This is a genomic window from Kitasatospora atroaurantiaca, from assembly GCF_007828955.1.
Lineage (GTDB): Bacteria > Actinomycetota > Actinomycetes > Streptomycetales > Streptomycetaceae > Kitasatospora > Kitasatospora atroaurantiaca.
Genome location: NZ_VIVR01000001.1, coordinates 4742024 through 4765572 on the forward strand (window position 1 = coordinate 4742024; position 23549 = coordinate 4765572).

Annotated in this window: 20 protein-coding genes; 7 read left to right on the plus strand and 13 right to left on the minus strand. The window is 71.1% G+C overall.

Features of this window, described 5'->3' with window-relative positions; translation table 11 throughout:
- Positions 1 to 2 precede the first annotated feature (2 nt).
- The 10 genes from FB465_RS21745 to FB465_RS21790 all read right to left on the minus strand — a co-directional run bounded on the left by FB465_RS21745 (position 3) and on the right by FB465_RS21790 (position 12873).
- The gene (locus tag FB465_RS21745; RefSeq protein ID WP_145793002.1) at positions 3 to 1076 is read right to left on the minus strand and encodes an ABC transporter ATP-binding protein; all 1074 of its coding nucleotides are present in this window, start codon (positions 1074 to 1076) and stop codon (positions 3 to 5) included.
- A gap of 19 nt (positions 1077 to 1095) precedes the next feature.
- Positions 1096 to 2169: an ABC transporter ATP-binding protein gene (locus FB465_RS21750; protein ID WP_145793004.1), complete on the minus strand. Its 1074-nt coding sequence runs from the start codon at positions 2167 to 2169 to the stop codon at positions 1096 to 1098.
- Between the two features lie 66 nt (positions 2170 to 2235).
- The gene (locus FB465_RS21755; RefSeq protein ID WP_145793006.1) at positions 2236 to 3213 is read right to left on the minus strand and encodes an ABC transporter permease; all 978 of its coding nucleotides are present in this window, start codon (positions 3211 to 3213) and stop codon (positions 2236 to 2238) included.
- A gap of 155 nt (positions 3214 to 3368) precedes the next feature.
- Entirely contained in the window at positions 3369 to 5135 is a 1767-nt protein-coding gene (locus tag FB465_RS21760) for an ABC transporter substrate-binding protein (RefSeq protein ID WP_145793007.1), read from the minus strand.
- Positions 5136 to 5253: 118 nt separating this feature from the next.
- Positions 5254 to 6282: an ABC transporter permease gene (locus FB465_RS21765; RefSeq protein ID WP_145793009.1), complete on the minus strand. Its 1029-nt coding sequence runs from the start codon at positions 6280 to 6282 to the stop codon at positions 5254 to 5256.
- A gap of 490 nt (positions 6283 to 6772) precedes the next feature.
- Entirely contained in the window at positions 6773 to 8482 is a 1710-nt protein-coding gene (locus tag FB465_RS21770) for an ABC transporter family substrate-binding protein (protein WP_145793011.1), read from the minus strand.
- A 291-nt stretch (positions 8483 to 8773) separates the two neighbouring features.
- The gene (locus FB465_RS21775; protein WP_211785831.1) at positions 8774 to 10978 is read right to left on the minus strand and encodes a peptidoglycan binding domain-containing protein; all 2205 of its coding nucleotides are present in this window, start codon (positions 10976 to 10978) and stop codon (positions 8774 to 8776) included.
- 338 nt (positions 10979 to 11316) lie between these two features.
- On the minus strand, positions 11317 to 11751 hold the full coding sequence (locus FB465_RS21780) for a DUF6113 family protein (RefSeq protein ID WP_145793014.1): 435 nt from the start codon (positions 11749 to 11751) through the stop codon (positions 11317 to 11319).
- A complete protein-coding gene (mshB, locus tag FB465_RS21785) occupies positions 11748 to 12650 on the minus strand; it encodes an N-acetyl-1-D-myo-inositol-2-amino-2-deoxy-alpha-D-glucopyranoside deacetylase (RefSeq protein ID WP_145793016.1) in 903 nt (300 codons plus the stop codon). Before mshB ends, FB465_RS21780 begins: the two co-directional genes overlap by 4 nt.
- 28 nt (positions 12651 to 12678) lie before the next feature.
- Complete coding sequence (locus tag FB465_RS21790) at positions 12679 to 12873, minus strand: DUF2304 family protein (RefSeq protein WP_145793018.1); 195 nt, start codon at positions 12871 to 12873, stop codon at positions 12679 to 12681.
- A gap of 298 nt (positions 12874 to 13171) precedes the next feature.
- Here FB465_RS21790 and FB465_RS21795 point away from each other — a divergent pair, with 298 nt between their 5' ends.
- The 5 genes from FB465_RS21795 to FB465_RS21815 all read left to right on the plus strand — a co-directional run bounded on the left by FB465_RS21795 (position 13172) and on the right by FB465_RS21815 (position 18965).
- A complete protein-coding gene (locus FB465_RS21795; RefSeq protein ID WP_145793019.1) occupies positions 13172 to 15286 on the plus strand; it encodes a S9 family peptidase in 2115 nt (704 codons plus the stop codon).
- A gap of 124 nt (positions 15287 to 15410) precedes the next feature.
- Positions 15411 to 16379 (plus strand): ABC transporter ATP-binding protein, encoded by a 969-nt coding sequence (locus FB465_RS21800; RefSeq protein WP_145793021.1) that lies wholly within the window; start codon positions 15411 to 15413, stop codon positions 16377 to 16379.
- On the plus strand, positions 16376 to 17098 hold the full coding sequence (locus FB465_RS21805; protein WP_145793023.1) for an ABC transporter permease: 723 nt from the start codon (positions 16376 to 16378) through the stop codon (positions 17096 to 17098). Before FB465_RS21800 ends, FB465_RS21805 begins: the two co-directional genes overlap by 4 nt.
- A gap of 8 nt (positions 17099 to 17106) precedes the next feature.
- Positions 17107 to 18363 carry a sensor histidine kinase gene (locus FB465_RS21810; protein WP_145793024.1) on the plus strand — a complete coding sequence of 419 codons (1257 nt, stop codon included), beginning with the start codon at positions 17107 to 17109 and terminating at the stop codon, positions 18361 to 18363.
- 29 nt (positions 18364 to 18392) lie between these two features.
- A complete protein-coding gene (locus tag FB465_RS21815; RefSeq protein ID WP_246193279.1) occupies positions 18393 to 18965 on the plus strand; it encodes a response regulator transcription factor in 573 nt (190 codons plus the stop codon).
- A gap of 27 nt (positions 18966 to 18992) precedes the next feature.
- Here the strand turns inward: FB465_RS21815 and FB465_RS21820 are convergent, their stop codons facing one another.
- Positions 18993 to 19871, minus strand: a complete 879-nt coding sequence (locus tag FB465_RS21820; protein ID WP_246192769.1) for a transglutaminase family protein — start codon at positions 19869 to 19871, stop codon at positions 18993 to 18995.
- 28 nt (positions 19872 to 19899) lie between these two features.
- Positions 19900 to 20913, minus strand: coding sequence for a GNAT family N-acetyltransferase (locus tag FB465_RS21825; RefSeq protein ID WP_145793030.1), 1014 nt, complete (start codon positions 20911 to 20913; stop codon positions 19900 to 19902).
- A gap of 130 nt (positions 20914 to 21043) precedes the next feature.
- Between FB465_RS21825 and fdxA the strand changes: the two genes are divergently transcribed.
- Together fdxA and dapC are read left to right on the plus strand one after the other, a co-directional pair.
- Entirely contained in the window at positions 21044 to 21370 is a 327-nt protein-coding gene (gene fdxA, locus FB465_RS21830) for a ferredoxin (RefSeq protein ID WP_030275917.1), read from the plus strand.
- A 17-nt stretch (positions 21371 to 21387) separates the two neighbouring features.
- A complete protein-coding gene (gene dapC, locus FB465_RS21835) occupies positions 21388 to 22533 on the plus strand; it encodes a succinyldiaminopimelate transaminase (protein WP_145793032.1) in 1146 nt (381 codons plus the stop codon).
- 102 nt (positions 22534 to 22635) lie between these two features.
- On the opposite strand, the gene FB465_RS36370 is transcribed toward dapC, so the two are convergent.
- Entirely contained in the window at positions 22636 to 23406 is a 771-nt protein-coding gene (locus FB465_RS36370; protein WP_211785832.1) for a hypothetical protein, read from the minus strand.
- Between the last annotated feature and the right edge of the window lie 143 nt (positions 23407 to 23549).

A 23549-nucleotide genomic window follows, 5' to 3' on the forward strand; every position in this document is an offset into this window, starting at 1 on the left:
GGTCAGTTCTTGGAGTCACGCTGCTCGGGAACGGCCGTCGTAGTGCCGTCCTCCGGGAAGTGACAGGCGGTCAGGTGACCGTCGGCGTTGCCGGAGAGCTGCACGAGCGGCGGCTCCTCCGTGGCGCACTTGTCCTGCGCCTTCCAGCAGCGGGTACGGAAGCGGCAGCCCGTCGGCGGGTTGATCGGCGACGGGACGTCACCGGTCAGCCGGATGCGCTCGCGGTTGTCGTCCGGGTCGGCCTCGGGCACGGCGGACAGCAGCGCGTGGGTGTACGGGTGCCGGGGGCTCTCGTACAGCGACGTGCGGTCGGCGATCTCGACGATCTTGCCGAGGTACATCACCGCGACGCGCTGCGAGAAGTGCCGGACCACCGCGAGGTCGTGCGCGATGAACAGGAACGCGATCCCGAGGTCCTTCTGCAGCTGCTGCAGCAGGTTGACCACCTGGGCCTGGATGGAGACGTCCAGGGCCGAGACCGGCTCGTCGGCGACGATCAGCTTCGGGGAGAGCGAGAGCGCGCGGGCGACGCCGATGCGCTGGCGCTGACCGCCGGAGAACTCGTGCGGGAAGCGGTTGTAGTGCTCCGGGTTGAGACCGACGGTCTCCAGCAGCTCCTGCACCCGCTTCTGGATGCCGCCCGCCGGGTTGATGCCGTTGATCTCCATCGGCGCGCCGATGATGGCTCCGACGGTCTGACGCGGGTTCAGCGAGGAGTACGGGTCCTGGAAGATCATCTGGATCTCGGACCGGATCGGCGCCAGCTGCTTGCGCGAGGCGTGGGTGATGTCCTGCCCGGCGTAAGTCAGCGTGCCGGCCGTGGGCTCCAGCAGCCGGGTCACCAGACGGCCGGTGGTGGACTTGCCGCAGCCGGACTCGCCGACCAGGCCCACCGACTCGTTGGCGCGCACGGTCAGGTCGATGCCGTCCACCGCGTGCACGGCGCCGACCTGGCGCTTGAACAGGAAGCCGTCCATCACCGGGAAGTGCTTCTGCAGCCCGGAGAGCTGGAGCAGCGGCTCACCGGCGGCCGGGGCGGGGCTGCTGGGCTTGTCGAGGGTCAGTTCGTTGCTCATGGTGTGTCGCCGGTCCCTCTCAGCCGAGCCGCGGCTGGATCTGGTCGATGAAGATGTCCTGCTTCTGCCCGACGGTCAGGTGGCAGGCGGTGGCGTGCCCGGTCGCGGGGGAGAGCGGCGGACGCTCGGTGGTGCACTTGTCGCCGATGACCTTCTCGCGGTGGTCGCAGCGAGGGTTGAACGGGCAGCCGGTCGGCAGGTTGATCAGGCTCGGCGGGGTGCCGCGCACCGGCCGCAGCGGTACGTCGACCGGGCCGGTCAGGTTGGGCATCGAGGAGAGCAGGCCCCAGGTGTAGGGGTGCTGAGGAGCCTTCAGCACCTCGCGCACGGTGCCGCGCTCGACCGCCCGCCCGGCGTACATCACCATGATGTTCTGGGCGGTGTTGGCGACCACCCCGAGGTCGTGGGTGATCAGGATGATCGCGGTGCCCATCTCCTGCTGGAGATCCTTCAGCAGGTCGAGGATCTGCGCCTGGACGGTGACGTCCAGGGCCGTGGTGGGCTCGTCCGCGATCACCAGGGCGGGGTTGCAGACCAGCGACATGGCGATCATCGCGCGCTGCCGCATACCGCCGGAGAACTGGTGCGGGTAGTCGTCCACGCGCACCGTCGGCTGCGGGATGCCGACCTTGGTCAGCATCTCGATCGCGCGGTCGCGGGCTTCCTTCTTGCTCGCACCGGTGTGCTTGCGGAAGGTCTCGCCGATCTGCTTGCCGATGGTGTGGAACGGCGAGAGCGCGGTCAGCGGGTCCTGGAAGATCATCGACATGGTGTTGCCGCGGAGCTTCTCCAGCTCCTTGGCCGGCGCGCCGACCAGCTCCTGGCCGGCCAGCTTGATCGAGCCGGTGATGTCGGTGCTCTCCGGGTTGTGCAGCCCCAGGATCGCCAGGTTGGTCACCGACTTGCCGGAGCCGGACTCGCCCACGATGCCGAGGGTGGTGCCCTGCTCGACCTCGAAGGAGAGGTTGTCCACGGCCCGGACCACGCCGTCCTCGGTGCTGAAACGGACCGAGAGGTCGCGGACTGAGAGGAAGGGCGAGCTGTCGCCGCCGTTGGGGGCGGCCGCCTCCTCGGACTTGGCCAGGGTGGTCATGGACGGGGCTCCTCGGTGTGGTACGTGAGGTCGGAACGGCTGGGGCGGCCTGGGGTGGCGGCCGGGTCAGGCCAGGCGGATGCGCGGGTCGATCAGAGCGTAGGCGGCGTCAACGATGATGTTGAAGACGACGATCAGGGTGGCGGCCACCATGGTGACGCCGACCAGCATCGACAGGTCCGAGTCGACGTACGAGCCGATGGCGAGCTGGCCCAGGCCGTGCAGGCTGAAGGTGGTCTCGGTGATGATCGCGCCGCCGAGCAGGACACCCAGGTCGATGCCGAAGACCGTGACGATGGTGCCCATCGCGCCGCGCCAGGCGTAGCGGAGGAAGACCGAGCGGCCGGACATGCCCTTGGCCCGCGCCGTCCGGACGAAGTCCTCGGAGAGCTGCTCGACCATCGAGGAGCGCGTCATACGGGTGTAGTTGGCGGTCCAGATCAGCGAGAGCACGATCCACGGGACGAGCAGGCCGGTGAACCAGCCGACCGGGTCCTCGGTGATCGGGACGTAGGTGGGCTGGTCCAGCCAGTCGGTGCTGTAGACGAGGGCCCACAGTGCGAGCGGGCCGGCGACGTAGATCTGCATCGAGGTGGCGATCAGCGAGGCGGAGCTGGCGACCTTGTCGAGGGCCTTGCCCTGCTTGTGGGCGGCCAGCATGCCGGTGCCGATACCGAAGAGCAGGAAGACCACTGCCGAGCCGACGGTGAGCGAGAGCGTGGTCGGGAACCGGTCGAGCAGGACGTCGGTGATCATCTCCTGCTTGACGAAGGAGTACCCGAAGCAGGGGGCGTCGCAGTGGCCGGCGGCGAAGTCACGGCCGGTGAAGATCCCGCTGAACCAGTGCCAGAACTGCATGGCGACCGACTCGTCGAGCCCCATGCTGTGCCGGATCAGGGCCAGGTTGTCGGGGGAACACACCTTGCCGCAGGAGAGGCGCGCCGGGTCCGCCGGAATGGCGAAGAACAGCGCGAAGGTGACCATGCTGATGATCAGCAGGATGACGAGTGCGCCGAGGGATCGGCGGACGAGGAAACGGAGCATGGGGTCGGGCTCTCCTGGTCGAGGCGCGCCGGCTGCGAGTGCTGTGGGCGGAGCAGGGCGGGTGGGGCAGAGGGGACCGGGTCGGTGGGGCACCGGCCTCTGTGGATGTCGAGGCCGGTGCCCCACCGCGGGCTACTGCGGTGTGCCGGTGACTACTACTTGACGTAGATGTTCAGCGGCGACTGCAGGCCGAACAGGGTGTCGAACTTGACACCGCCGAGGCCCGAGCCGTACAGGCTGAGCGAGCGCTGGTACACGTCCGGGATGGACGCGGCCTTCGCCTGCACCTGCTTGTCGATGGCGGCCCAGGCCTTGCCCTGCGCGACCGGGTCGGCGATCTTGACCGCGTCCTTCATCGCCTGGTTGATGGCCGGGTCGTTGAAGTGCGCGTAGTTGGACGCACCGTCGGCGATGGCGCCACCGTCCCACACCGGCTGCAGCGAGGTGTAGCCGGTCGGCCAGTCGGCGCCCCAGCCGCCCCAGTACAGGTCGTACTCGTTGTTCACGAGGCCGATGGCGTCGTAGTAGGTCTTCGCGTCGAGCGGCTTCGGGACGAACTTGAAGCCGGCCTTCTCGAGGCCGATACGGATCGCCTCGGTGACCTTCTGCTGGAGCGGGGTGTTGTTGTAGGCGTAGACGATCGTCTGGCCGACAGCGTTGGCCTCGGTGAGCAGCTTCTTGGCCGCCTCCGGGTCACCCTCGGGCTTCTTCAGGATGTCGTACTGGTCGTTCGCCTCGTAGCCCAGGACGGTCGGGCTGGTGTACGAGGTGGCGTAGTCGCCGTAGCTGGTGCCACCCTGCAGCTGACGGGTCTGCTGGTGCGGGAAGGCACGGATCAGGGCCTCGCGGACCTTCTGGTCCTTGATGCGGGTGTTGTTGATGTAGTAGTAGTCCACGTACGGCGTCAGGCCCTGGAGCGTGCGGGGCTTGAGCTTCTCGTCGGCCTTCACCTGGTCGATGAAGCTGGGGTGGACCTGGTTGTGGAAGCTGAAGGCCAGCTTGTCGGCACCGTTGTCGGCCATGAAGCGCTCGGTCGACTGCTGCGACTGGACGCCGAACTCCATGTGCCACTTGTCCGGGTACGCGTTCCGGATCGGGTCGGTGGCAGCGTCCCAGTTCGGGTTGCGGACGAGGTCCAGCGACTTGTCGGTGACGTGCTCGACGACCTGGTACGGGCCCGAGGAGAACGGCTTCTTGTCGTACGCCTCCTTGGTGTCCTGCGCCTTCGGCACCACGCCGTAACCGGTCATGGCCAGGGTGAAGTTGGCGTCCGGGTGGACGTCCGCGAAGGTGAAGACGACCGTCTTGGCGTCGGGGGTCTTGATCGCGTCCAGCTCCTTGCCCTCGTACGGGCCGGGGTACGCGTCGCGGTACTTGTCGTTGGTCAGCCAGGTCTGGACGTACGTCGGGCCGGACTTGATGAACGGCGCGAAGGTGCGCTCGACCGAGTACTTGACGTCCGCCGAGGTGATCGGGGTGCCGTCCTGCCACTTCACCCCGTCCTTCAGGGTGAACTTCCAGGTCTTGCCACCGTCGGTGGTGGTGCCGGTGTCGGTGGCGAGGTCGCCGACCAGCTTCTGGCTGCCGTCCGGCAGGTACTTGTAGCCCGTCAGCTGACGGGTGAGCAGCAGCGAGACCTCGCTGTTGTAGTTCATGTAGACCTGGGCGGGGTCCAGGTGCGAGAAGTCGTCGCGGTCGATCATGTTGACCGTGCCGCCCTTCTTCGCGCCCGGCTCGGCGACGGCCGGACCGGTCGAGTCGGCGGCGGTGCCGACCGTGATGGTGGTGGCCTCGACCTTGGTCTTCGACGCCTCCGGCTTGCCGTCGCTGTTGGAGTGGCCGCTGGAGCAGGCCGTGGTGACGGTCAGTGCCCCGACAACCATGACGGCGGCGGCGAGCCGCCGTGACTTACGAGCGTTCATGTTCATCCTGCCTGTGTGGAAGATGCCTGATTATTCGGTGGGTTGCCCGGGGCGGGCGTGCCGATCCCCCCGGAGTCTGTGGGTCCTGCTGGGTTGCCTCGACCAGGAAGGCCGGCCGTCAGCGCTTGGTCTTCGGGTCGAAGGCGTCGCGGACGGAGTCGCCGAGCAGGTTGAAGGCGAGGACGAACAGCACCATCGCCAGGCCCGGGAAGAGCAGGAAGGTGACGTCGGTCCGCAGGTACGTGGCGGCGTCCGCGATCATGCGGCCCCAGTCCGGGGTGGGCTCGGTGACACCGACGCCGAGGTAGGAGAGGCCGGCCTCGGCGGTCACGAAGGCCGGGAGCGCCAGGGTGGACTGCACCAGGATCGGGGTCCACAGGTTGGGCAGCAGCTCCTTGAAGATGATGCGGGCCGGCGAGGCCCCGGTCACCTTGGCCGCCTCGATGAACTCCCGCTCGCGCAGCGACAGCGTGGTCGCGCGCAGGATGCGGGCCAGGCCCATCCAGCCGAGCAGCGACAGGACGATGGTGACGGCGGTGAACGACAGCCAGGTCGGCTGCTTCTCGTTGTTGGCCACCAGCAGGCTGCTGACCACCGGCATGGTGGCGATCAGGAAGATCTGCGACGGGAACGACATCAGGATGTCGATGACGCGGCCGACGAAGTAGTCGGTCTTGCCGCCGAGGTAGCCGGCCGCGACACCGATGGCCACGCCCAGCACGGTGGTGGCCAGCGAGGTGACGACGGCGATCAGCAGCGAGGTGCGGATGCCGTAGATCAGCAGCATGAACACGTCGCGGCCGAGGCCGGGCTCCAGGCCGAACCAGAAGTCGCCGTCCATCCCACCGTTGGGGCCGACCGGCAGCCCCGAGTCGGTGAGCAGCTCCGGGCTGTTCTGCCCGTACGTCGTCGTCGGGTCCTTGCCGTAGATCACGGAGATCAGCGGCGCAGCGATGGCGATCAGGACGAAGAACAGCACGACCACGGCACTGACGACGCCCGTCCGGTCGCGCATGAAGCGGCGCCACATGAGCTGGCCGGGGGAGAGCCCACGGAAGACCGGGGCTGACGCGTCGTCGGTCGGCCTGATGGTGTCGGCCGTCCCGAGAGTGTCGGCCTCGGTCGGGGCCTGAGTGGGGTTAGTCATGGTGCTGGAGCTCCCGCCCGGGGTGTAGCGGCTGCAAAAAGGTGATCGCACGGACTCTTGCAAGTCGTTTATCGAACGTCAAGAGTTCCTCAGTTGCTGGCCGTGCATTTCTTGCTTCGTGTTGGAATGTCAACCACTTCGTAGTTCTACACTCCTTGACAGCGTGTCAGCGAGACGGTCAAAAGCGGACATAAGCGTGCGAAGTTGATTCACGCGTCCGTAACTCGAGCTTGGCAACTCCGCTATCAGGACAGACCGTTCGGGCGTTCGGCCGGGTGACGCGCGTAGACGCGATGTCCGATTTGGGTGTTCCATGCGAAGTTGTCCGGTGTAATTGTGTGTCCGATAATCGGACAGCACCGTTTTGGGGGCGCGCGGCGGGAATTTGGGGCGCCTTGCGCCAATTCAAGCGCATCGGTTGTCACCCACCGTTGCTGGCAATTTCACGCCACTGGCGAGTATTCGCCGCGTTCTCGACTACTTCCGGCTCCTACTTCAAGAAGCCGATGTTCTCGTAGACGAAGTCGGACAGGCCGGGAGCGCCGAGATTGGCGACGCTCTTTCGGGCGCCGTAGATCGCCGGGCGCTGGTAGAGCGGGACGAGTCCCGCCACCTGCCAGGCCTCGGCATCGGCCCGGTTGATGGCCTCGTCCTCGCCGTCGACGCTGGTGGCCACGGCGGCCTCGGCCATCGCGCTGTCCAGGGCATCACTGCCCACCTGGGAGTAGTTGGAACCCGCTCCCTGCTGGAAGCTCCCGGTCGAGCTGGTCGCCGGGAAGGGCGTCCCCAGCAAGGCGAAGGCGGTCAGGTCGAAGTCGTGCTTGTAGACGTACTGCTCGAAGAAGTCGCCCGCCTTCACGGGCGCGACCGTGACCCGGATGCCGACCTTCCCGAGCTGCTGGGTGACCAGCGTGCTCTCGTTGAGCGCGATGGAGTTGCCGGCCGGGATGACGAAGCGCAGCGCGAGGTCCTTGCCGCCCTTGCGGCGGACGTCGCCGTCGAGCCTCCAGCCGGCTGCGTCCAGGGCCTGCGCAGCCGCCTGGGGATCGTAGCGGCTCAGGCCGCCGGAGTTGTCCCGGTAGCCGTTCTGGTTCGGCACCAGGAAGTGGTTGTTCATCGGCGTGTACGGCCAGTCCAGGCCGGCCAGGTCGGTCCGGGTGATCGCCTCGCGGTCGATCGCCTGGAAGAGGGCCTGCCGGACCTTGGCGTCGGTGAGCTGCGGGCTCTTGCCGTTCAGCAGCAGGTGGCGCAGGTTGGGGCCGCCGGCCTTGCGTACCTCGCCGTCCGGCAAGGACTGGATCCGGCGGTAACCGGCGGCGTTGGGGCCGTTGTTGAAGAAGTCGACCTCGCCCTTGGCGAAGGCCTCGGGCATTGCGCCGGTGTCGATCGCCTTGAAGACGATCCGGTCCAGCATCGGTCTGTCCCCCCACCAGCCGGGGTCGGCGACCACGGTCACCGTCCGCGCGTCCCGGTCGATACCCGCCACCTTGAACGGCCCCGCACTGACCGGGATCCGGTCGAGGAAGGAGGTGTTGAAGAGCTCGGGGGTGGCGATGTAGTCGGCCGGGAGCAGCGGCGCGTTGGCGGCGTTGTTGAACATCGCCTGCCACTCCGAGAAGGGGGTCGCGAAGGTCATCACGGCCTGGCGGTCGTCCACGCCCATGGTGACGCTCTCCACCTGGTCGAAGCCGGTGGTGGAGGCCGTCCTGAAGCCCTTCTCGGTACCGTTCAGGGCCTTCCAGGTGGCCTCGACGTCCCGCCAGGTGATCGGCTTGCCGTCGGACCAGTGGGCCTTCGGGTTGAGGGTCCAGGTGACCACCTGCTTGCCGCGCCTGGTCTCGGCCGTGACGTCCAGCAGATAGGCCTTGTTGGGGGTCTGGGTGCCCCCGGCGTCCGAGCGCCAGAAGGTGGGCAGCAGCGCCTTCATGACGTCGTTGGTGGACGCCTCGGAGCCGTCCGCCTGCAGCGGGTTCCACTGCGCGGAGAGCTGGTCGATCGCCCAGTTGAGGGTGCCGCCCTGCTTCAGCTGGCTGCGGGCCTTGGCGTTGACGGCCAGCTGGGTCATCTTGGGGGCGCCGTTGTTCACGGCGGGTGCGGTGGTGCCGTCGCCCGCGCCGCCGGTGCCGGCGCAGGAGCAGAGCAGGAGCGCGGCGGCCGCGGCCGAGACGGCGCGGGCGAGCGGGATCCGGGGCTGGTTCAAAGGGGGGTCTCCCTGTCGAGGGTTACAGGAGAGGCATGAGGGGCCCCCGACCGGAGGCGAGGGTGGCAGCGGGCCAGGCTCGCTTGGTGGCACATCTTGCTGACCGGGAAACGGGCTTGTCGACGGGCACCGGATCAAGGATTGGTAACGCGGGGGCGGGGGTGGCCGGGCGGGGTGGAATGTCCGGTTATCTACCGCCATTGGCGAGGACTCGCCAGAGCCGGGCCGAGCCCGGACGCACGAGGCCGGGGCCTGCGAACAGGCCCCGGCCTCGGGAGAGCTGACGGCGGATCAGCTGAACTTGAACACGCGGTCCTTCGTCCCGGTCTTGTCGAGCACGGAGGCGATGCCGTCCGCGACGTCCTGCGGGGTGATCGCGACCTGTGCGCCGTTCTTCTTGAACTTGGACTTGTCGAACACGCCGTTCAGAGCGTCGTTCAGCTTGTCCAGGTCCCACTTCAGGACGACCTTGCCGGAGTCGTCCGGCACCAGGGTGAGCACCTTGCTCGCGGTGACCTTGCCGAACTCGAACTTCTTGGTGCCCGCCCAGACCATCACACTGCCGTTGAGCACCTGCTTGCCGAGCTCGTCGGCCGCGGCCTTCAGGGCGTCCTCGGAGATCTTGGGCTGAGCGGCGGTCACCGGCAGCGTCAGTACGGCGTCCTGCTCGCCGGCGGCGCGGCTGCGGTAGGCCTGCTCGACCTGATCCACGGCGGCGGCGGTGTCCACGGCCTGGCCGGCCTTGCCCGGTACCACCTCGGTCTTCCCGTCGGCGGTGAAGCGGACGAAGCCCTCCTGCAGGCCCTGGCCGGACTTGGCACCCAGCGCGTCCAGCGCGGCCTTGAGCTTGGCCCGGTCCACCTTCACCTCGGGCGCGACCGCCTTGCTGCCGCCGGCCAGCGAACCGATCACCTCGACCGGGTTGTAGCTGTGCTTGGTCAGGGCGTCCACGGTGGCCGTGGTGTCGAAGCTCAGACCAGCCGTGGCCGGGTCGAGGTCGACCGTCTGCTCGCCGATCTTGAGCTTGACCGGCTGCTGCCCGGCCTTGCCGACGGAGCCGTCCAGCGCGCTGACCGCCTGGTCGCGGGTGTCACCGCCGATGTCGGTGCCGAGCACCGTGGTGCCCTTGGGGATGTCGGCCTGGTTGAGCATCAGACCGGTGCCGTACGCGGCCGCGCCGGCGAAGAGCAGGCCGCCCACCGCGTACACGGCCAGCTTGGACCCGCGGCCCTTCTTACGGGCCTTGGCGGGCTTCTCCTCGGGGTCGAGGATCTCGTTCTCGGGGTCGGGGCGGACGTGGCCCGGGCGCACGGTGCCCGGCGGGGTCGGCTCGCGCAGCGGCGCGGCGGCCTCGTACGGACCGTCGGCGAAGCGGCCGGGGCCCGGCTGGGCGGCGGCGAAGGGGTCCTGTGCGGCGCCCGGCCGGTTCGGCGCGAACGGGTCGGCGCCGGAGGCCGCCGGGGGAGCCGAGCCGAAGAGGTTCCCGTTGGGCGGGCCGCCGGGTATGGCAGCCGGCGGGAAGTCGTCCCCGACGGGATCGAAGCCGCCGATCTGGGTGTCCTCGGGCTCGCCCGCCACCTGCGGCGGCTGGGGCTGCCGGGGGCCGGGCTGACGACGCGCCGCGCCGCCGCCGGCGGGCCGGAACGGGTCGCCCGCACCCGAGGGGGCGGCGAACGGGTCGGCCGCGCCCGGGCCGGAGGTGGCGAACGGGTCGGCCGCGAACGGATCCCCCGACGGGCCGCCGGGGCCGGGGCCGCTCGGGCCCGCGCCGAAGCCGGGCCGACGGCCGGCACCGGGGTTGCCGGCGAACGGGTCCTCGGCCGTCCCGGGCTGCCGGCCCGCGGCGAACGGGGAGGCCGGTGCGCCGGAAGGCCGCGGAGCGGAGGCCTGGCGGTTCTGAGCGGGGCGCTCCTGAGCCGGCTGTTCCTGGGCGGGGCGGGAGGTCGGTGCGGGCTGGGCCGCGGCAGCCGTCCGGGGCGCGCCGGCACCCGCGGGCACCGGGGCCGGCCCGGAGCCGGTCTTCTGCCGGGGCCGGAACCACTCGCCGGTGCCCTCCGAGGAGCCGCCCTCGGGCTGCTTGCCCTCCTGCCACTCGGGCGGCAGGTTCGGCGGCGTCGAGCTCTGGGAACCGGCGTCGACCACCCCGAGCACGGGCGAGGACGAAGCTCCCGAGCGGTGCCGGGGACCAGACGGTTCGGCCGGCGCGGCCGGCGCGTCCTCGTTCTTGACCGTGCTGCGCACCACGACCGGCGGGATCGGCCGGGAGCCGGGGATGTTGATCCGGACCCTGGTGGTCAGCGTGGTCTCGGTCTTCGGTACGTCGTCGCCGTCGGCCGCCCCTGGCTGGGCCGCCGCGGGCTGACCGGCCGGACCGAAGGGGTCGGCGCCGAAGCCGTTCGGGACACCCGTGCCGTACGGCGGGGTGCCTGACGGGTAGGCGTCCGGGCCCTTACGACGGGGCGGCGGGTACGCGCTGTCAGATTCGCGGCTGCTCAATGCTGCTCTGCTCCGGGTTCGCGGCCGCGCCGTCGGACGGGCGACCGCGGGTTGTGGGGCGCCAGCGCTGTCGTGCGGCGACTGCCGCCGCGCGATGAACCGGACAACCCCTCCGACACCAGCTTCTTTACGTGTGGGCTTGCGGCACGCCGCCCGCCTCGCGATTGGGCGAAGGTACCTGCTCGTCCTCCGTCCGCACCCACCGGGGCCGACCTGCTGCGGCACCACCTTACTGGGAAGACGTGCAGGGCGAACTGGTTCGGATAGAACCTGATACGTCCGGGTTCCTCCGGTATGAGACTACGGGCGACGGCCTCTGACTGCTCGTCGCCGACGGCTCACCGCTTGGGTCCCGGCGCACCGAATCCGAAGCCGTACCTGGTCGGCAGGGTGGCGCAGATCACTCCGCTGACCGCACCCAGGAAGATGTAGGCGTACGAGGTCAGATCGGCTGCCAGGACGAAGTCGCCCTCCGGGCGCGGGGCCATCAGCACCAGCAGCATCGCGAACCAGCCGATCATCGGCACCCCGGCGCCCAGCTTGGTCCCGGTCAGCCGCAGGCCGCCGTAGAAGACCGCGGCCGTCGCGGCCAGGGCCAGCAGCAGCCCGGCCGGTGCCCACAGTGCCTGCACGAAACATCCGCACAGCGACACCAGCGCACCGAGCACGAAGAGCAGCACATACGCGGCGATCCGCGCGCCGAGCGGGGGCTGGGGCTCGGAGAGCCGCTCACTGCGGCTGCCCAGCACCTTGGCGGGGAGGCTGCGGCTCATCGGGCCACCACCTCCGCGCCGAGGCCCGCGAAGAGGTCGGTCTCGGGCCGCTCGGGCCCGGGAGCACCGTGGACGAGCTGGTAGTACTCGGTCGCCACCAGGGGCTGTCCGAGGTCGTTGCTGAGGGCGAAGAAGTCGCCGTCGACGGTGATCTGGGTGGCGTGCGCCCGCATCGCGGCCGCCTTGGCGCCAGCGTACGCCGCACCGTCGATCACCGTGGTGACCACCTCGTCGTCCACCACCCCCGGCACGTCCCCGACTTGGGCCACCCCGGGGAACGGCGCCTTGGCGGCCGTCTCGGCCAGCCCCTGCTCGATCACCGAGCGCGGCATCCGGTTGTAGTAGACCTTGGCGATCCGCCAGGGCGCGCCCAGCTCGGGCCGGAAGCCCGCGTCGGCGGCCAACTCGTACGCCCGCAGCGCGACCCGGTGCGCCTGGATGTGGTCGGGGTGGCCGTAGCCGCCCTGCTCGTCGTACGTCGCCAGCACCTGCGGCCGCACCTCGCGGACGACGGCCACCAGGTGGCCGGCCGCCTCGTCCGGGTCGGCCTGCCAGAAGCAGTGGCGGACGTCGTTGTCGGGCACGCCCATCATCCCCGAGTCCCGGTAGCGCCCGGCCCCGCCCAGAAAGCGGAAATCGGCGACGCCGACCTCGCGCATCGCGGAGGCCAGCTCGCCGATCCGGTACTCGCCCAGGGCGTCCTCCCGATCGGCCGTCAGATGGGCCAGCTCGGGCGGGATCACCTCGCCGCCCTCGCCGAGGGTGCAGGTCACCAGGGTGACCGAGGCGCCCTCGGCGGCGTACCGGGCCATGGTGGCGCCGTTGCCGATCGACTCGTCGTCGGGGTGGGCGTGCACCAGCAGCAGGCGGCGGGTCGGCTGGTCGGCGGCAGCGGTCATGGACAGCAGCCTAGCGACCGGCGCCGGGCTAGAGCTTCAGGCCATTGATCATCCCTGCCACGTTGCTGGTCACCTGCTGGATCGACGGCGCGATCGAGCTGGACGCGAGGTAGAAGCCGAGCAGCGCGCACACGATCGCGTGCGACAGCTTCAGGCCGGAACGACGGATCATCACCACCACGATGACCAGCATCAGCACGGCTGCGGAGATGGACAAAGGCATGACGGCACCCCTTCTCGGGTGCGCCACCCTCGGGGGAGGGCGGCGGTCGGGACGTGCGGGACAAGCTCTCGATCCGGCACCGGATGAACGGGACGCTCCGGCTCCGCATCGATGACTCAAGAGATACCCGATCGGTGAGGATTGCATTACTTTCCGTGAGGTCGCACATCCCGGGCACGGGGGCGTCCGACGGGCGCATTCCCCGGTGGGAGGGGGTCCCGGGGCTCTGCGGGGCGAGTTCCGGCGGATGCGCCGAACGAGTGAGCGGCGCCGCGCACAAGCCTTAGGGTCTGGTGCCATGAGCACCGACACACCCTCGGACACCTTCCCCCGGCAGTACGCGCGCACCCTGCGCTACACCGTCGGCGCGCCCCGGTCCTTCGCCGTCGCACCCGACGGCTCCCGGGTCGCCTTCCTGCGCTCCCGCTCGGGCAGCGACCGCGCCAACCTGCTGTGGACCCTCGACACCGGGACCGGCCGGGAGCGCATCGCGGCCGATCCCCTCGCCCTCCTCGGCGGCGGCGAGGAGGACCTCTCCCCGGCCGAGAAGGCCCGCCGCGAGCGCAGCCGCGAAGGATCGGCCGGCATCGTCGGCTTCGCCCTGGACGGCGCCGGCGCTCTCGCCGCCTTCGCGCTCTCCGGCCGCCTCTTCACCGCCGACCTGGTCGCCGGCACCGCGCGCGAGCTGCCCGCCGCCGGGCCCCTGGTGGACCCGCGGCCCTCGCCCGACGGCGCGTACGTGGCCTACGCGACCACCTCCGGCGAACTGCGGCTCAGCCGCACCGACGGGAGCGAGGACCGGGCGCTGGCGGAGCCGGAGAAGGAAGGGGTGACGTGGGGTCAGGCCGAGTTCATCGCCCAGGAGGAGATGGACCGCGACCGCGGCTACTGGTGGTCCCCCGACAGCGACCGGCTGCTCGCCGCCCGCGCCGACGACGCCCCCGTGCAGCGCTGGTGGATCGCCGACCCGGCCAATCCCGGCAGCACCCCGGCCGAGGTCGCGTACCCGGCGGCCGGCACCCCCAACGCCGAGGTCGGCCTCTGGCTGCTCGGCCTGGACGGCTCGCGGGCCGAGGTGCGGTGGGACCGCGAGGCGTTCCCGTACCTGGCCCGGGTGCACTGGTCGGCCGGTGGCCCGCCGCTGCTGCTGGTGCAGGCCCGCGACCAGCGCAGCCAGCAGATCCGGACCGTCGACCTCGCCTCGGGGGCCACCGAGCTGCTGCTGGAGGAGCAGGACGAGATCTGGCTCGACCTCTTCCCGGGCGTCCCGGCCTGGACCCCGGACGGGCAGCTGGTCCGGATCAGCGACGAGGGCGGCGTGCGGGCGCTGGTGATCGGCGACCGCGCCGTCACCGGCGACGCGCTGCACGTCCGGTCGGTCTTCGCCGTCACCGATGACGCGGTGCTCTTCTCCGCCTCCGCCGGGCCCGCCGACACCGAGCTGCCGCCCGGCTGGACCGGCCTCTTCCAGGCGGACCGGGACGGCGTCAGCCCGTTCGCCCCCAACGGCGACGGCGCCGCCTCGGCCGTCCACGCCGGCGGCGTCACGGTGCTCTCCACCACCTCCGCCGAGCAGGCGGGCAGCACCGTCCAGGTGCTCCGCGACGGCAAGGCGATCGCCACCATCGCCTCGGGCGCCGAGACCCCGCTGATCACCGCCAGGCCGGCCTTCCGCTTCGCGGGCGCGCGACGGATCCCGACGGCCGTGTTCCTGCCCACCGGCTACGACCGCGAGCGCGACGGGGCACTGCCGGTGCTGATGGACCCGTACGGCGGGCCGCACGGCCAGCGGGTCGTCCAGGCGCACAACCCGCACCTGACCTCGCAGTGGTTCGCCGACCAGGGCTTCGCCGTGATCGTCGCCGACGGGCGCGGCACCCCCGGACGCAGCCCGGAGTGGGAGAAGGCCATCGCCTTCGACTTCGCCGGGGCCACCCTGGACGACCAGGTGGAGGCGCTGCAGGCGCTCGCCGAGGAGTTCCCGCTGGACCTCGGCCGGGTCGCCATCCGCGGCTGGTCGTACGGCGGCTACCTCTCCGCGCTAGCGGTGCTGCGCCGCCCCGACGTCTTCCACGCGGCCGTCTCCGGCGCACCCGTGACGGACTGGCAGCTCTACGACACCCACTACACCGAGCGCTACCTCGGCCACCCCGCCGAGCGCCCGGAGGTGTACGCCGCCAACTCGCTGATCGAGGACGCACCCAAGCTGGAGCGGCCCCTGATGATCATTCACGGGCTCGCCGACGACAACGTGGTGGCCGCGCACACCCTGCGCCTCTCCTCCGCCCTGCTCGCAGCCGGCCGCCCGCACACCGTGCTGCCGCTCTCCGGCGTCACGCACATGACCCCGCAGGAGCAGGTCGCGGAGAACCTGCTGCTGCTCCAGGTGGACTTCTTGAAGAGCTCTCTCTGAGCGTCGTCGTCCCGTCCCCCGCATGACATCTGTCATACGGAGGACGGGACGGCGCACACTGCCGACGCTCCCCCTGATCGCGGGAATCTTGAGCCATCAGCCGATCAGGAGAGGACGCGGACGGATGAGCACACGGGTGAGCGAGGGCGGTGAGGTCGCCGCCTTCAGGAACGTCAGCAAGAGCTACGGCCGGGTCAAGGCGGTGAACGGCCTCGACCTGGTGCTGCGCCCCGGCGAGACGGTGGCGCTGCTGGGGCCCAACGGGGCAGGGAAGTCGAGCAGCCTCGACCTGCTGCTCGGCCTGCGCGAGCCCGACCGGGGCAGCGTCTCGCTCTTCGGCGGCGCCCCGCGCGCGGCCATCGAGGCCGGCCGGGTCGGCGCGATGCTGCAGAGCGGCGGTCTGATGGGCGACGTCAAGGTCCGCGAACTGGTGAAGTTCGCCTGCGCCATCCACCCGCGCGGCCACCGGGTCGAGGAGGTGCTGCGCAACGCCGGCATCACCGAGATCGCCGACCGCAAGGTCGACAAGCTCTCCGGCGGCCAGGAACAGCGGGTCCGCTTCGCCCTCGCCATCGCCGGGGCCAACGACCTGATCGTCCTCGACGAGCCGACCACCGGCATGGACGTCTCCGTCCGCCGGCAGTTCTGGGCCACCATGCGCGCCCAGGCCGACGCGGGACGCACGGTCCTCTTCGCCACCCACTACCTGGAGGAGGCGGACTCGATCGCCGACCGGGTCCTCGTCCTGCACAAGGGCCGGCTGATCGCCGACGGTACCTCCGCCGAGATCAAGGCCAAGGCGGGCGCCCGCCGGATCACCTTCGAGCTGCACGCCTCCGACGGCCTCTTCGAGGAGGCCGCCCTGCGGGCCCTCCCCGGCACCGTGAGCCTGGACGTCACCGGCCACGCCGACGGCGTACGGACGGTACGGATCCGCAGCACCGACGCCGACGCGGGCGTCGCGGGCCTCTACAAGGCCGGGCTGTACCCGCGCGGCCTGGAGGTCACCAGCCTGGGCCTGGAGCAGGCCTTCCTGACCATCACCGGCGAAGCCGACGACGAGACCGACACCGAAGAGGAGAGCGCGCGATGACCACCCTGATCCAGCTGGAGATCATGCGCACCCTGCGCAACAAGCGGTACCTCCTCTTCACGGTCCTCTACCCGGCCCTGCTTTACGTCTTCTTCATCAGCGCCTACGACGGCGGCAACGTGGCGGGCGGCATCCCGGCGAAGTCGTACTTCATGGTCTCGATGGCCACCTTCGGCGCGGTCGGCGCCGTACTGACCGGCAGTGCGCAGCGGATCTCGCTGGAGCGCAAGAGCGGCTGGGTCCGCCAGCTGCGGCTGACGGCGCTGCCCGGCAGGGCGTACACCGTCGCCAAGATCGCCTCGTGTGCGGTGACCACGCTGCCCGCGATCCTGATCGTCTTCGCGATCGGTGCCATCGAGGGCGTCTCGCTCAGCGCCGCGCAGTGGCTGGGTCTTGCGGGTGCGCTCTGGCTCGGCAGCTTCGTCTTCGCCGCGCTGGGTGTCGCCCTCGGGTACGCCGCGCAGCCGGACGCGGTGCAGCCGATCGTGATGATCGTCTACATGCTGATGGCCCTCTTCGGCGGCACCTGGTTCCCGGTGAGCGGCTCGCTCAAGAACTTCGCCCAGTTCAACCCGGTCTACCTGTACAACCAGCTGGCCACCTTCGTTCAGCCGGGCCACTCCCTCAACACCGCAGCGGTGGCCGGGATGGCGGGATTCCTGGTGGCCTTCGTGGCTGCGGCCGCCTACCTGTACCGCAAGGACACCAAGACGGCATGATGGCGATCATGCCGAAGCCGCTCCTGCCCAACCGCCCCGACGAGTCCGGGGAGGAGTGGCAGGGGCCGGTTTCGTTCACCAACGTGCCCGGTGCGCCGATCGAGAACCGGCGGGAGTTGCTGGTCAAGCTCTGCTGGATGACGCTGTGGATGCTGTATCTGGTCTACCCCGCCAAGGATCTGACGGGTGGCCACCACTCGCTCGTGGTGACGGTGGCGGGCTGGGTGGCGTTGGTGGTCTTCCTGGGCGCCTACCTGAGCCTGATCATCTTCCGCTCCAGGTACCAGAACTGGCGGTGGGGCGGGTACCCGCTCCCTGCGGTGATGCTGGCGATCGCGATGGCCACCTCGGCCGGGCTGGGCGAGTCGTGGCTGACCCTGTTCACGTACGCCTCGGTCTGCGTGGGCGCCGTGCTGCCGCCGCGACTGGCACTGGGCGGGGTTGCGGCGGTCACGGTGGTGGCCGCGGCCGCGGGGCTGCTGATCGATGCGAGCAGGGACACCATGTGGGGCATCCTGCTGCCCTGCTTCCTCGGCGGGGCGGCGATGACCGGCCTGCAGCGGCTGGTCTCCACCATGCGGGAGCTGCGCGAGGCTCGGGCCACCGTGGCGCACCTGGCGGCGGCCGAGGAGCGCCTGCGGCTCGCCCGCGACCTGCACGACCTGCTCGGGCACTCGCTCTCGCTGATCACCATCAAGAGCGAGCTGGCCGGCCGCCTGATGGACCAGGACAAGCAGGAGGCCGCCCGCGCCCAGGTCGCCGATATCGAGAACGTAGCCCGGCAGTCGCTGACCGATGTGCGCGAGGCCGTCGGCGGCTACCGCAGGCCCACCCTCCCGGTCGAGCTGGCGGCGGCCCGTACCGCACTGACGGCCGCTCAGGTCGTCCTGGTGGCCGACGCCTCGGTGGCCGACGGTCACCCCGGCCTGGGCAACGAGGAGGCCGGCGCGCTCGCCTGGGCCCTGCGCGAGGCCGTCACCAACGTCGTCCGCCACGGCGAGGGAGCCACCGTCTGCCGGGTGTCGATCGACGAGACCTGGGAGGGCGAGGGCGAGCGCTACGCCGTCCTGGAGGTGGCCGACAACGGCCGTGGAGCGGGTAAGTCCGGCCCCGGGAACGGCCTTTCGGGCCTGGGGGAACGCCTCGCGCTGGTCGGCGGGCGGCTGGAGACCGGCAGCGGCCTGCGCGGAAAGGGCTTCTGCCTGCGGGCGTTGGTGCCGTTGCGCGCGGTCCCGGTGGTTGCGGCCGATAGTGTGAACGAGTGATCAGAGTTCTGCTGGCCGAGGATCAGGGAATGGTCCGGGAGGCGCTTGCCGCGCTGCTCGGGCTGGAAGGCGACATCGACGTGGTCGCGCAGGTCTCGCGCGGGGACGAGGTCGCCGACGCGGCCGTCGAGCACGAGGTCGAAGTGGCCGTGCTCGACATCGAGATGCCCGGCCTGACGGGCATCGAGGCGGCCGCCGAGCTGCGCAGGCGACGGCCCACGACGAAGATCGTGATCGCCACCACCTTCGGCCGCCCCGGCTATCTGCGCCGGGCGATGGAGGCCGGGGCGGACGCCTTCCTGGTCAAGGACGCCCCGGCCTCCGAACTCGCCGAGGCGATCCGCCAGGTGCTGCGCGGGGAGCGGGTGATCGACCCGACCCTGGCCGCCGCGGCCCTGGCGGACGGGGCCAACCCGCTGACCGTCCGGGAGCGGGACGTGCTCGCGGCGGCGGCCGACGGCTCGGTCAACGCCGAGATCGCCAGGCGGCTGCACCTCTCGGAGGGGACGGTGCGCAACTACCTCTCGATGGCGATCCAGAAGACCTCCGCCAGGAACCGCACCGAGGCCGTACGGGTCGCCAAGGAGAAGGGCTGGCTCTAGGCAGGTGGCGCGCCCCGGTGCGACGCCTCAGTTGAGGCGATGCCTTGCGGCCCTCGCGTCGTGGCGGACCCGGGCCGCGGCCTCGCGGTCGAAGGCGTCCAGGATCTCCGCGTACGCCTCCATCTCGGCTGCCCCGCGCAGGAAGTCCCCGGTGCGGACCAGCAGTTCGGCCCGCTCCAGGCGCAGTTGGGCCGGGTGGCGGGGCAGCAGCAGGGAGAGCTCGGTGGCCCAGAGCTGGGTCCGGGCCTGCTCGGGGCGGTCGGCCGCCCAGCTGCGGATGTTGCCGAGCACCCGTAGAACGATCTCCAACGGCTGGGCCGGGGTGAGGAGTTCGGGGGAGAAGTGGTGGCCGGTGGCGGTCACCAGCTGGGCCGCGTCGTCCAGGTCGAGCAGTCGGCCGCCGTGGTACGGGTCGGCGAGCACGTACTCGTTCCCGCCGGTGGGGCCGCCGACCGCGACGATGAAGTGCCCCGGCAGGGCCACGCCGTGGACGGTCAGCCCCGCTCTGGCGGCGACCGCCTCCCAGACCAGCGAGAGCATGATCGGCAGCCCGCGCCGGCGCCGCAGCACGTCCGGCAGCAGCGAGGACTCCAGCCTGCGGTAGTCCGCGGGTCGCCCGTGGAAGCGCTCCCGCCCGCCGAGCACGGCGGCGAGCAGGGCGGCCGTCTCCTCCGGGTTGGCCGGGGCCCGCTCGGCCACCGCCAGCCGGACGGCGGCCGCATGCCGGTCCAGCGCCGCCTGGCAGGCCGCCACCAGGGCCTCCAGGGTGGGCGGCTCCTCCGCGTCCTCGCCGGTCAGGGGCACGCCCAGGGTGTGCTCGGCGGCCGCGAGCACACAGAGCAGCACCGGGTCGGGGTGCTCGGCCCTGGCCTCGGTACGGAAACGTGATCTGCTCTGCTCGGTCACAGCAGCCTTCGTCTGTCCGGGGTGGTCACTACCGCTGGGGAAGGCGGGCGTAGTGGTAAGTGTGACTGGTCGTGAAGCCGAGTCCGTCATAGAGGGCGATCGCGCCGGTGTTCCCGGCCTCGACCTGCAGGTACGCGCCGGTGGCGCCCTCCTCGGCGGCTCGGGCGGCGAGGACGGCCATCACGGTGGTGGCCAGCCCGGTGCGGCGCGCGTACGGGACTACCTCGATGGCGCCGAAGCAGGCCCAGCGGCCGTCGATCACGCAGCGGCCGATGGCGAGGGGCGGGCCGGCCTCCGGTGCGGGCACGGTGGCGAACCAGACGGAGGGCCCGCCGTGCAGCACCCGGGCGGCGGCGCGCTCGAGCTCGGGGTCGTCGCCGACCCGGCGGTAGGCGGACATCCAGGACGCGTCGGCGGTACGGGAGAGCCGGACCAGCTCGTGCCCGGAGCCGAGCCTGGCCAGCGGTGCCAGCGGGGCGGTCCGGACGAGGGTGGGGGCGAAACCGGCGCCGAGCCTGTCGAGTTCGGCGGTGAGGTCCTCGGGAGAGCCCGGCCGGATCACCTCGACGTAGGCGGGCAGACCGCGGGCGGCGTACCAGTCCCGGACGGCTGCGAGCGCCTCGGGCAGCGGCCGGCCGGGGTCGCCGAGGGCCTGGACGGAGTTGGCCCGGCGGGTGAAGCCGGACGAGGCGCGCAGCGTCCACTCGCCGAGCGGCTCCTGTTCGACGGCCGGCCACCCGCGGGCGGCGATCCGCTGGAGCTCGGCCGGCGTGGTCCCGGGCATCGGCGCGGGACGGGCCGGGAAGAGCGGCACGGTCTTGCCCGCGACCAGCAGCTTCTCGGGGAACGAGACCGGTTCGAGACTGCGGGGCACCACGGTCAGGCCATGATCGTCCCAGGATACGAGCACGCCGATCACATCGCGGAACACGGGACGGCCGTCCGTGATCTCCGTGATCCGCCGTACCGACACCCGTCTTCCCACGTCAGAGCGGTCTATCCGCACCTCGGGGCGGCTGCCGACGGGGGCTCCAGCCGTCATCTAGGGCACCTCCTGTGCATTTGCGGTCTCTGACCCGCGATACTAGGGGCGGGCATCGACGACGCCGCGCTCACCCGCGCACGCAAGCAAATAGTTTGGGCGGCCAGCCCTTCCGAGGAGGAACGACAGCGTGACCTACGTCATCGCGCAGCCTTGTGTCGACGTCAAGGACAAGGCGTGCATCGAAGAGTGCCCGGTTGACTGCATCTACGAGGGCGAGCGTTCCCTCTACATCCACCCGGATGAGTGTGTCGACTGTGGCGCGTGCGAGCCGGTCTGCCCGGTCGAGGCGATCTTCTACGAGGACGACACTCCGGAGGAGTGGAAGGACTACTACAAGGCGAACGTCGAGTTCTTCGACGACCTCGGTTCGCCCGGTGGTGCCTCGAAGCTCGGCCTGATCGAGAAGGACCACCCGTTCATCGCGGCCCTCCCGCCGCAGAACGCCGACCACTGATCGGTGGCAGCTGAGCTGTGAGCACGACTGACACTCCGTACGCGCCGCTCCCGGGTCACCCGGGGGCGGCGCGCCGCGTATCGGACCTTCTTCCGGTCTTCCCGTGGGACAAGCTGGAGCCGTACAAGAAGACCGCGCTGGCTCATCCCGGCGGGCTCTGCGACTTCTCGGTCGGCACTCCGGTGGACCCGGTCCCCGAGCTGATCCAGAAGGCGCTGGCGGCCTCGACCGACACGCCCGGCTACCCGACCGTCTGGGGGCCGGTGGAGCTGCGCGAGGCGATCGCCGGCTGGCTGCGCCGCCGGGTCGGCGCCGAGATCGGCCCCGAGGCGATCCTGCCGACGATCGGCTCCAAGGAGCTGGTGGCCTGGCTGCCGACCCAGCTCGGGCTGGGCCCGGGGGACCAGGTCGCGTACCCGCGCCTGGCCTACCCCACGTACGAGGTCGGGGCGCGGCTGTGCGGCGCCGAGCCGGTCGAGTACGACTCCGTGGACGAGCTGGACCCTTCGCGGGTACGGCTGCTCTGGCTCAACTCGCCCTCCAACCCGACCGGTCGGGTGCTGTCCGTCGCCGAGCTGCGCCGGGCCGTGGAGTGGGCGCGTGAGCACCGGGTGCTGCTGGTCAGCGACGAGTGCTACCTGGAGCTCGGCTGGGAGGCCGACCCGGCGTCGGTGCTGCACCCGGAGGTCTGCGGTGGCGATCACGAGGGCCTGCTCGTGGTGCACTCGCTCTCCAAGCGCTCCAACCTGGCGGGCTACCGGGCCTCCTTCGTGGCGGGCGACCGGGTGGTGATCCGGGAGCTGCTGGAGATCCGCAAGCACGGCGGCATGATCGTGCCGGCTCCGGTGCAGGCGGCGACCATCGCCGCGCTCGGGGACGACGCGCACGTGGCCGAGCAGCGCGCGCGGTACGCGGCGCGGCGCGGCGCGCTGCGGGCGGCTCTTGAGGCGTACGGCTTCCGGATCGAGCACTCGGAGGCGAGCCTCTACCTGTGGGCGACCCAGGACCGGCCGTGCTGGGAGACCGTGGCCGAGCTCGCCGAGCTGGGCATCCTGGTGGCACCCGGCGACTTCTACGGCCCGGCGGGTGAGCGGTTCGTCCGGGTGGCGTTCACGGCGACCGACGAGCGGGTGCAGGCGGCGGTGGAGCGGCTCGGCGGCTGAGGCTGCGCGGACGAAGCAGACGAAGCAGACGAAGGGGCCGGGGAGCTGTTGAGCTCCCCGGCCCCTTCGTCGTCCGACGGCGGTGCGTCAGGCGTTGGTGCGTCAGATCGGCAGGCCGCCGAGGCCGCCGCCACCGACGCCGCCGAGGAGGCCGGTCACCTGGCCGAGCGGCAGGCCGCCCAGCGCGTCGGTGCCGCCCAGGCGGTGGGCGTCGGCGTGGCCGGTCACCGAGTCGAGCGGGAGGGCGTCCGCGCCGGGCAGGCTCTTGCCGAGGCCGCCGGGCAGCGCACCGGTCACGGCGCCGGTGTTGGGCAGGCCGCCGGTGGGCAGGGCGCTGGTGAGGGTGCTGGTGGGCAGGCCCTGGGTCAGGCCGCCGAGCGGGGTTCCGCCGAGCGGGGAGGCACCGAGCGGCGAGGCGGCCGGCACGCTGCGGGTGCCCGGGAGGGCCGGGATCTTGTCGGTGACGACCGGGGCGAGCCGCTCGGCCAGGGCCGGGGCGGCCTTGCCCGCGACGGTGGAGAGCGCGCCGGTGGTGGCGGCGGTCTTGGCGACGGGCGAGGTGGCCTTGCCGAGGGCCTTGTTGGCGTCCGGCAGGGCGTTCGCCACGGCACCGCCCAGGGCGTCGGAGGCGGCCGGTACGCCCGTCGCGACGGTGGCGGCACCGGTGGCACCGGCGGCCTCGCCGAGCTGGTGGGTCGCTCCCTGCACCGTCGAGGCCGAGTCCGGCGCGTCGAGCTGGGTCAGGCCGGCCCCCAGGTCGGTCTTCGGCACCAGATCGGCGGCGGACGCAGACCCGGCCGCGACCAGGGGAGTCGCACCAGCCGCGACGAGCAGCGCGACCTGTGCGATCCGGCGCGTGAGGGGGAGAGACATGGTGCTCCTAAGAGGTGAGGTTGAGACGGTCCGCCGGGCGGACGTCGTGTTTACCGCTGGAGCAGCTGGAAGGTTTCGGGCGGCGAAGGTAAAGGGTTCCTAAAGATCAGACGATCTTTTTTCCGACATTCCGGGCATTTCGC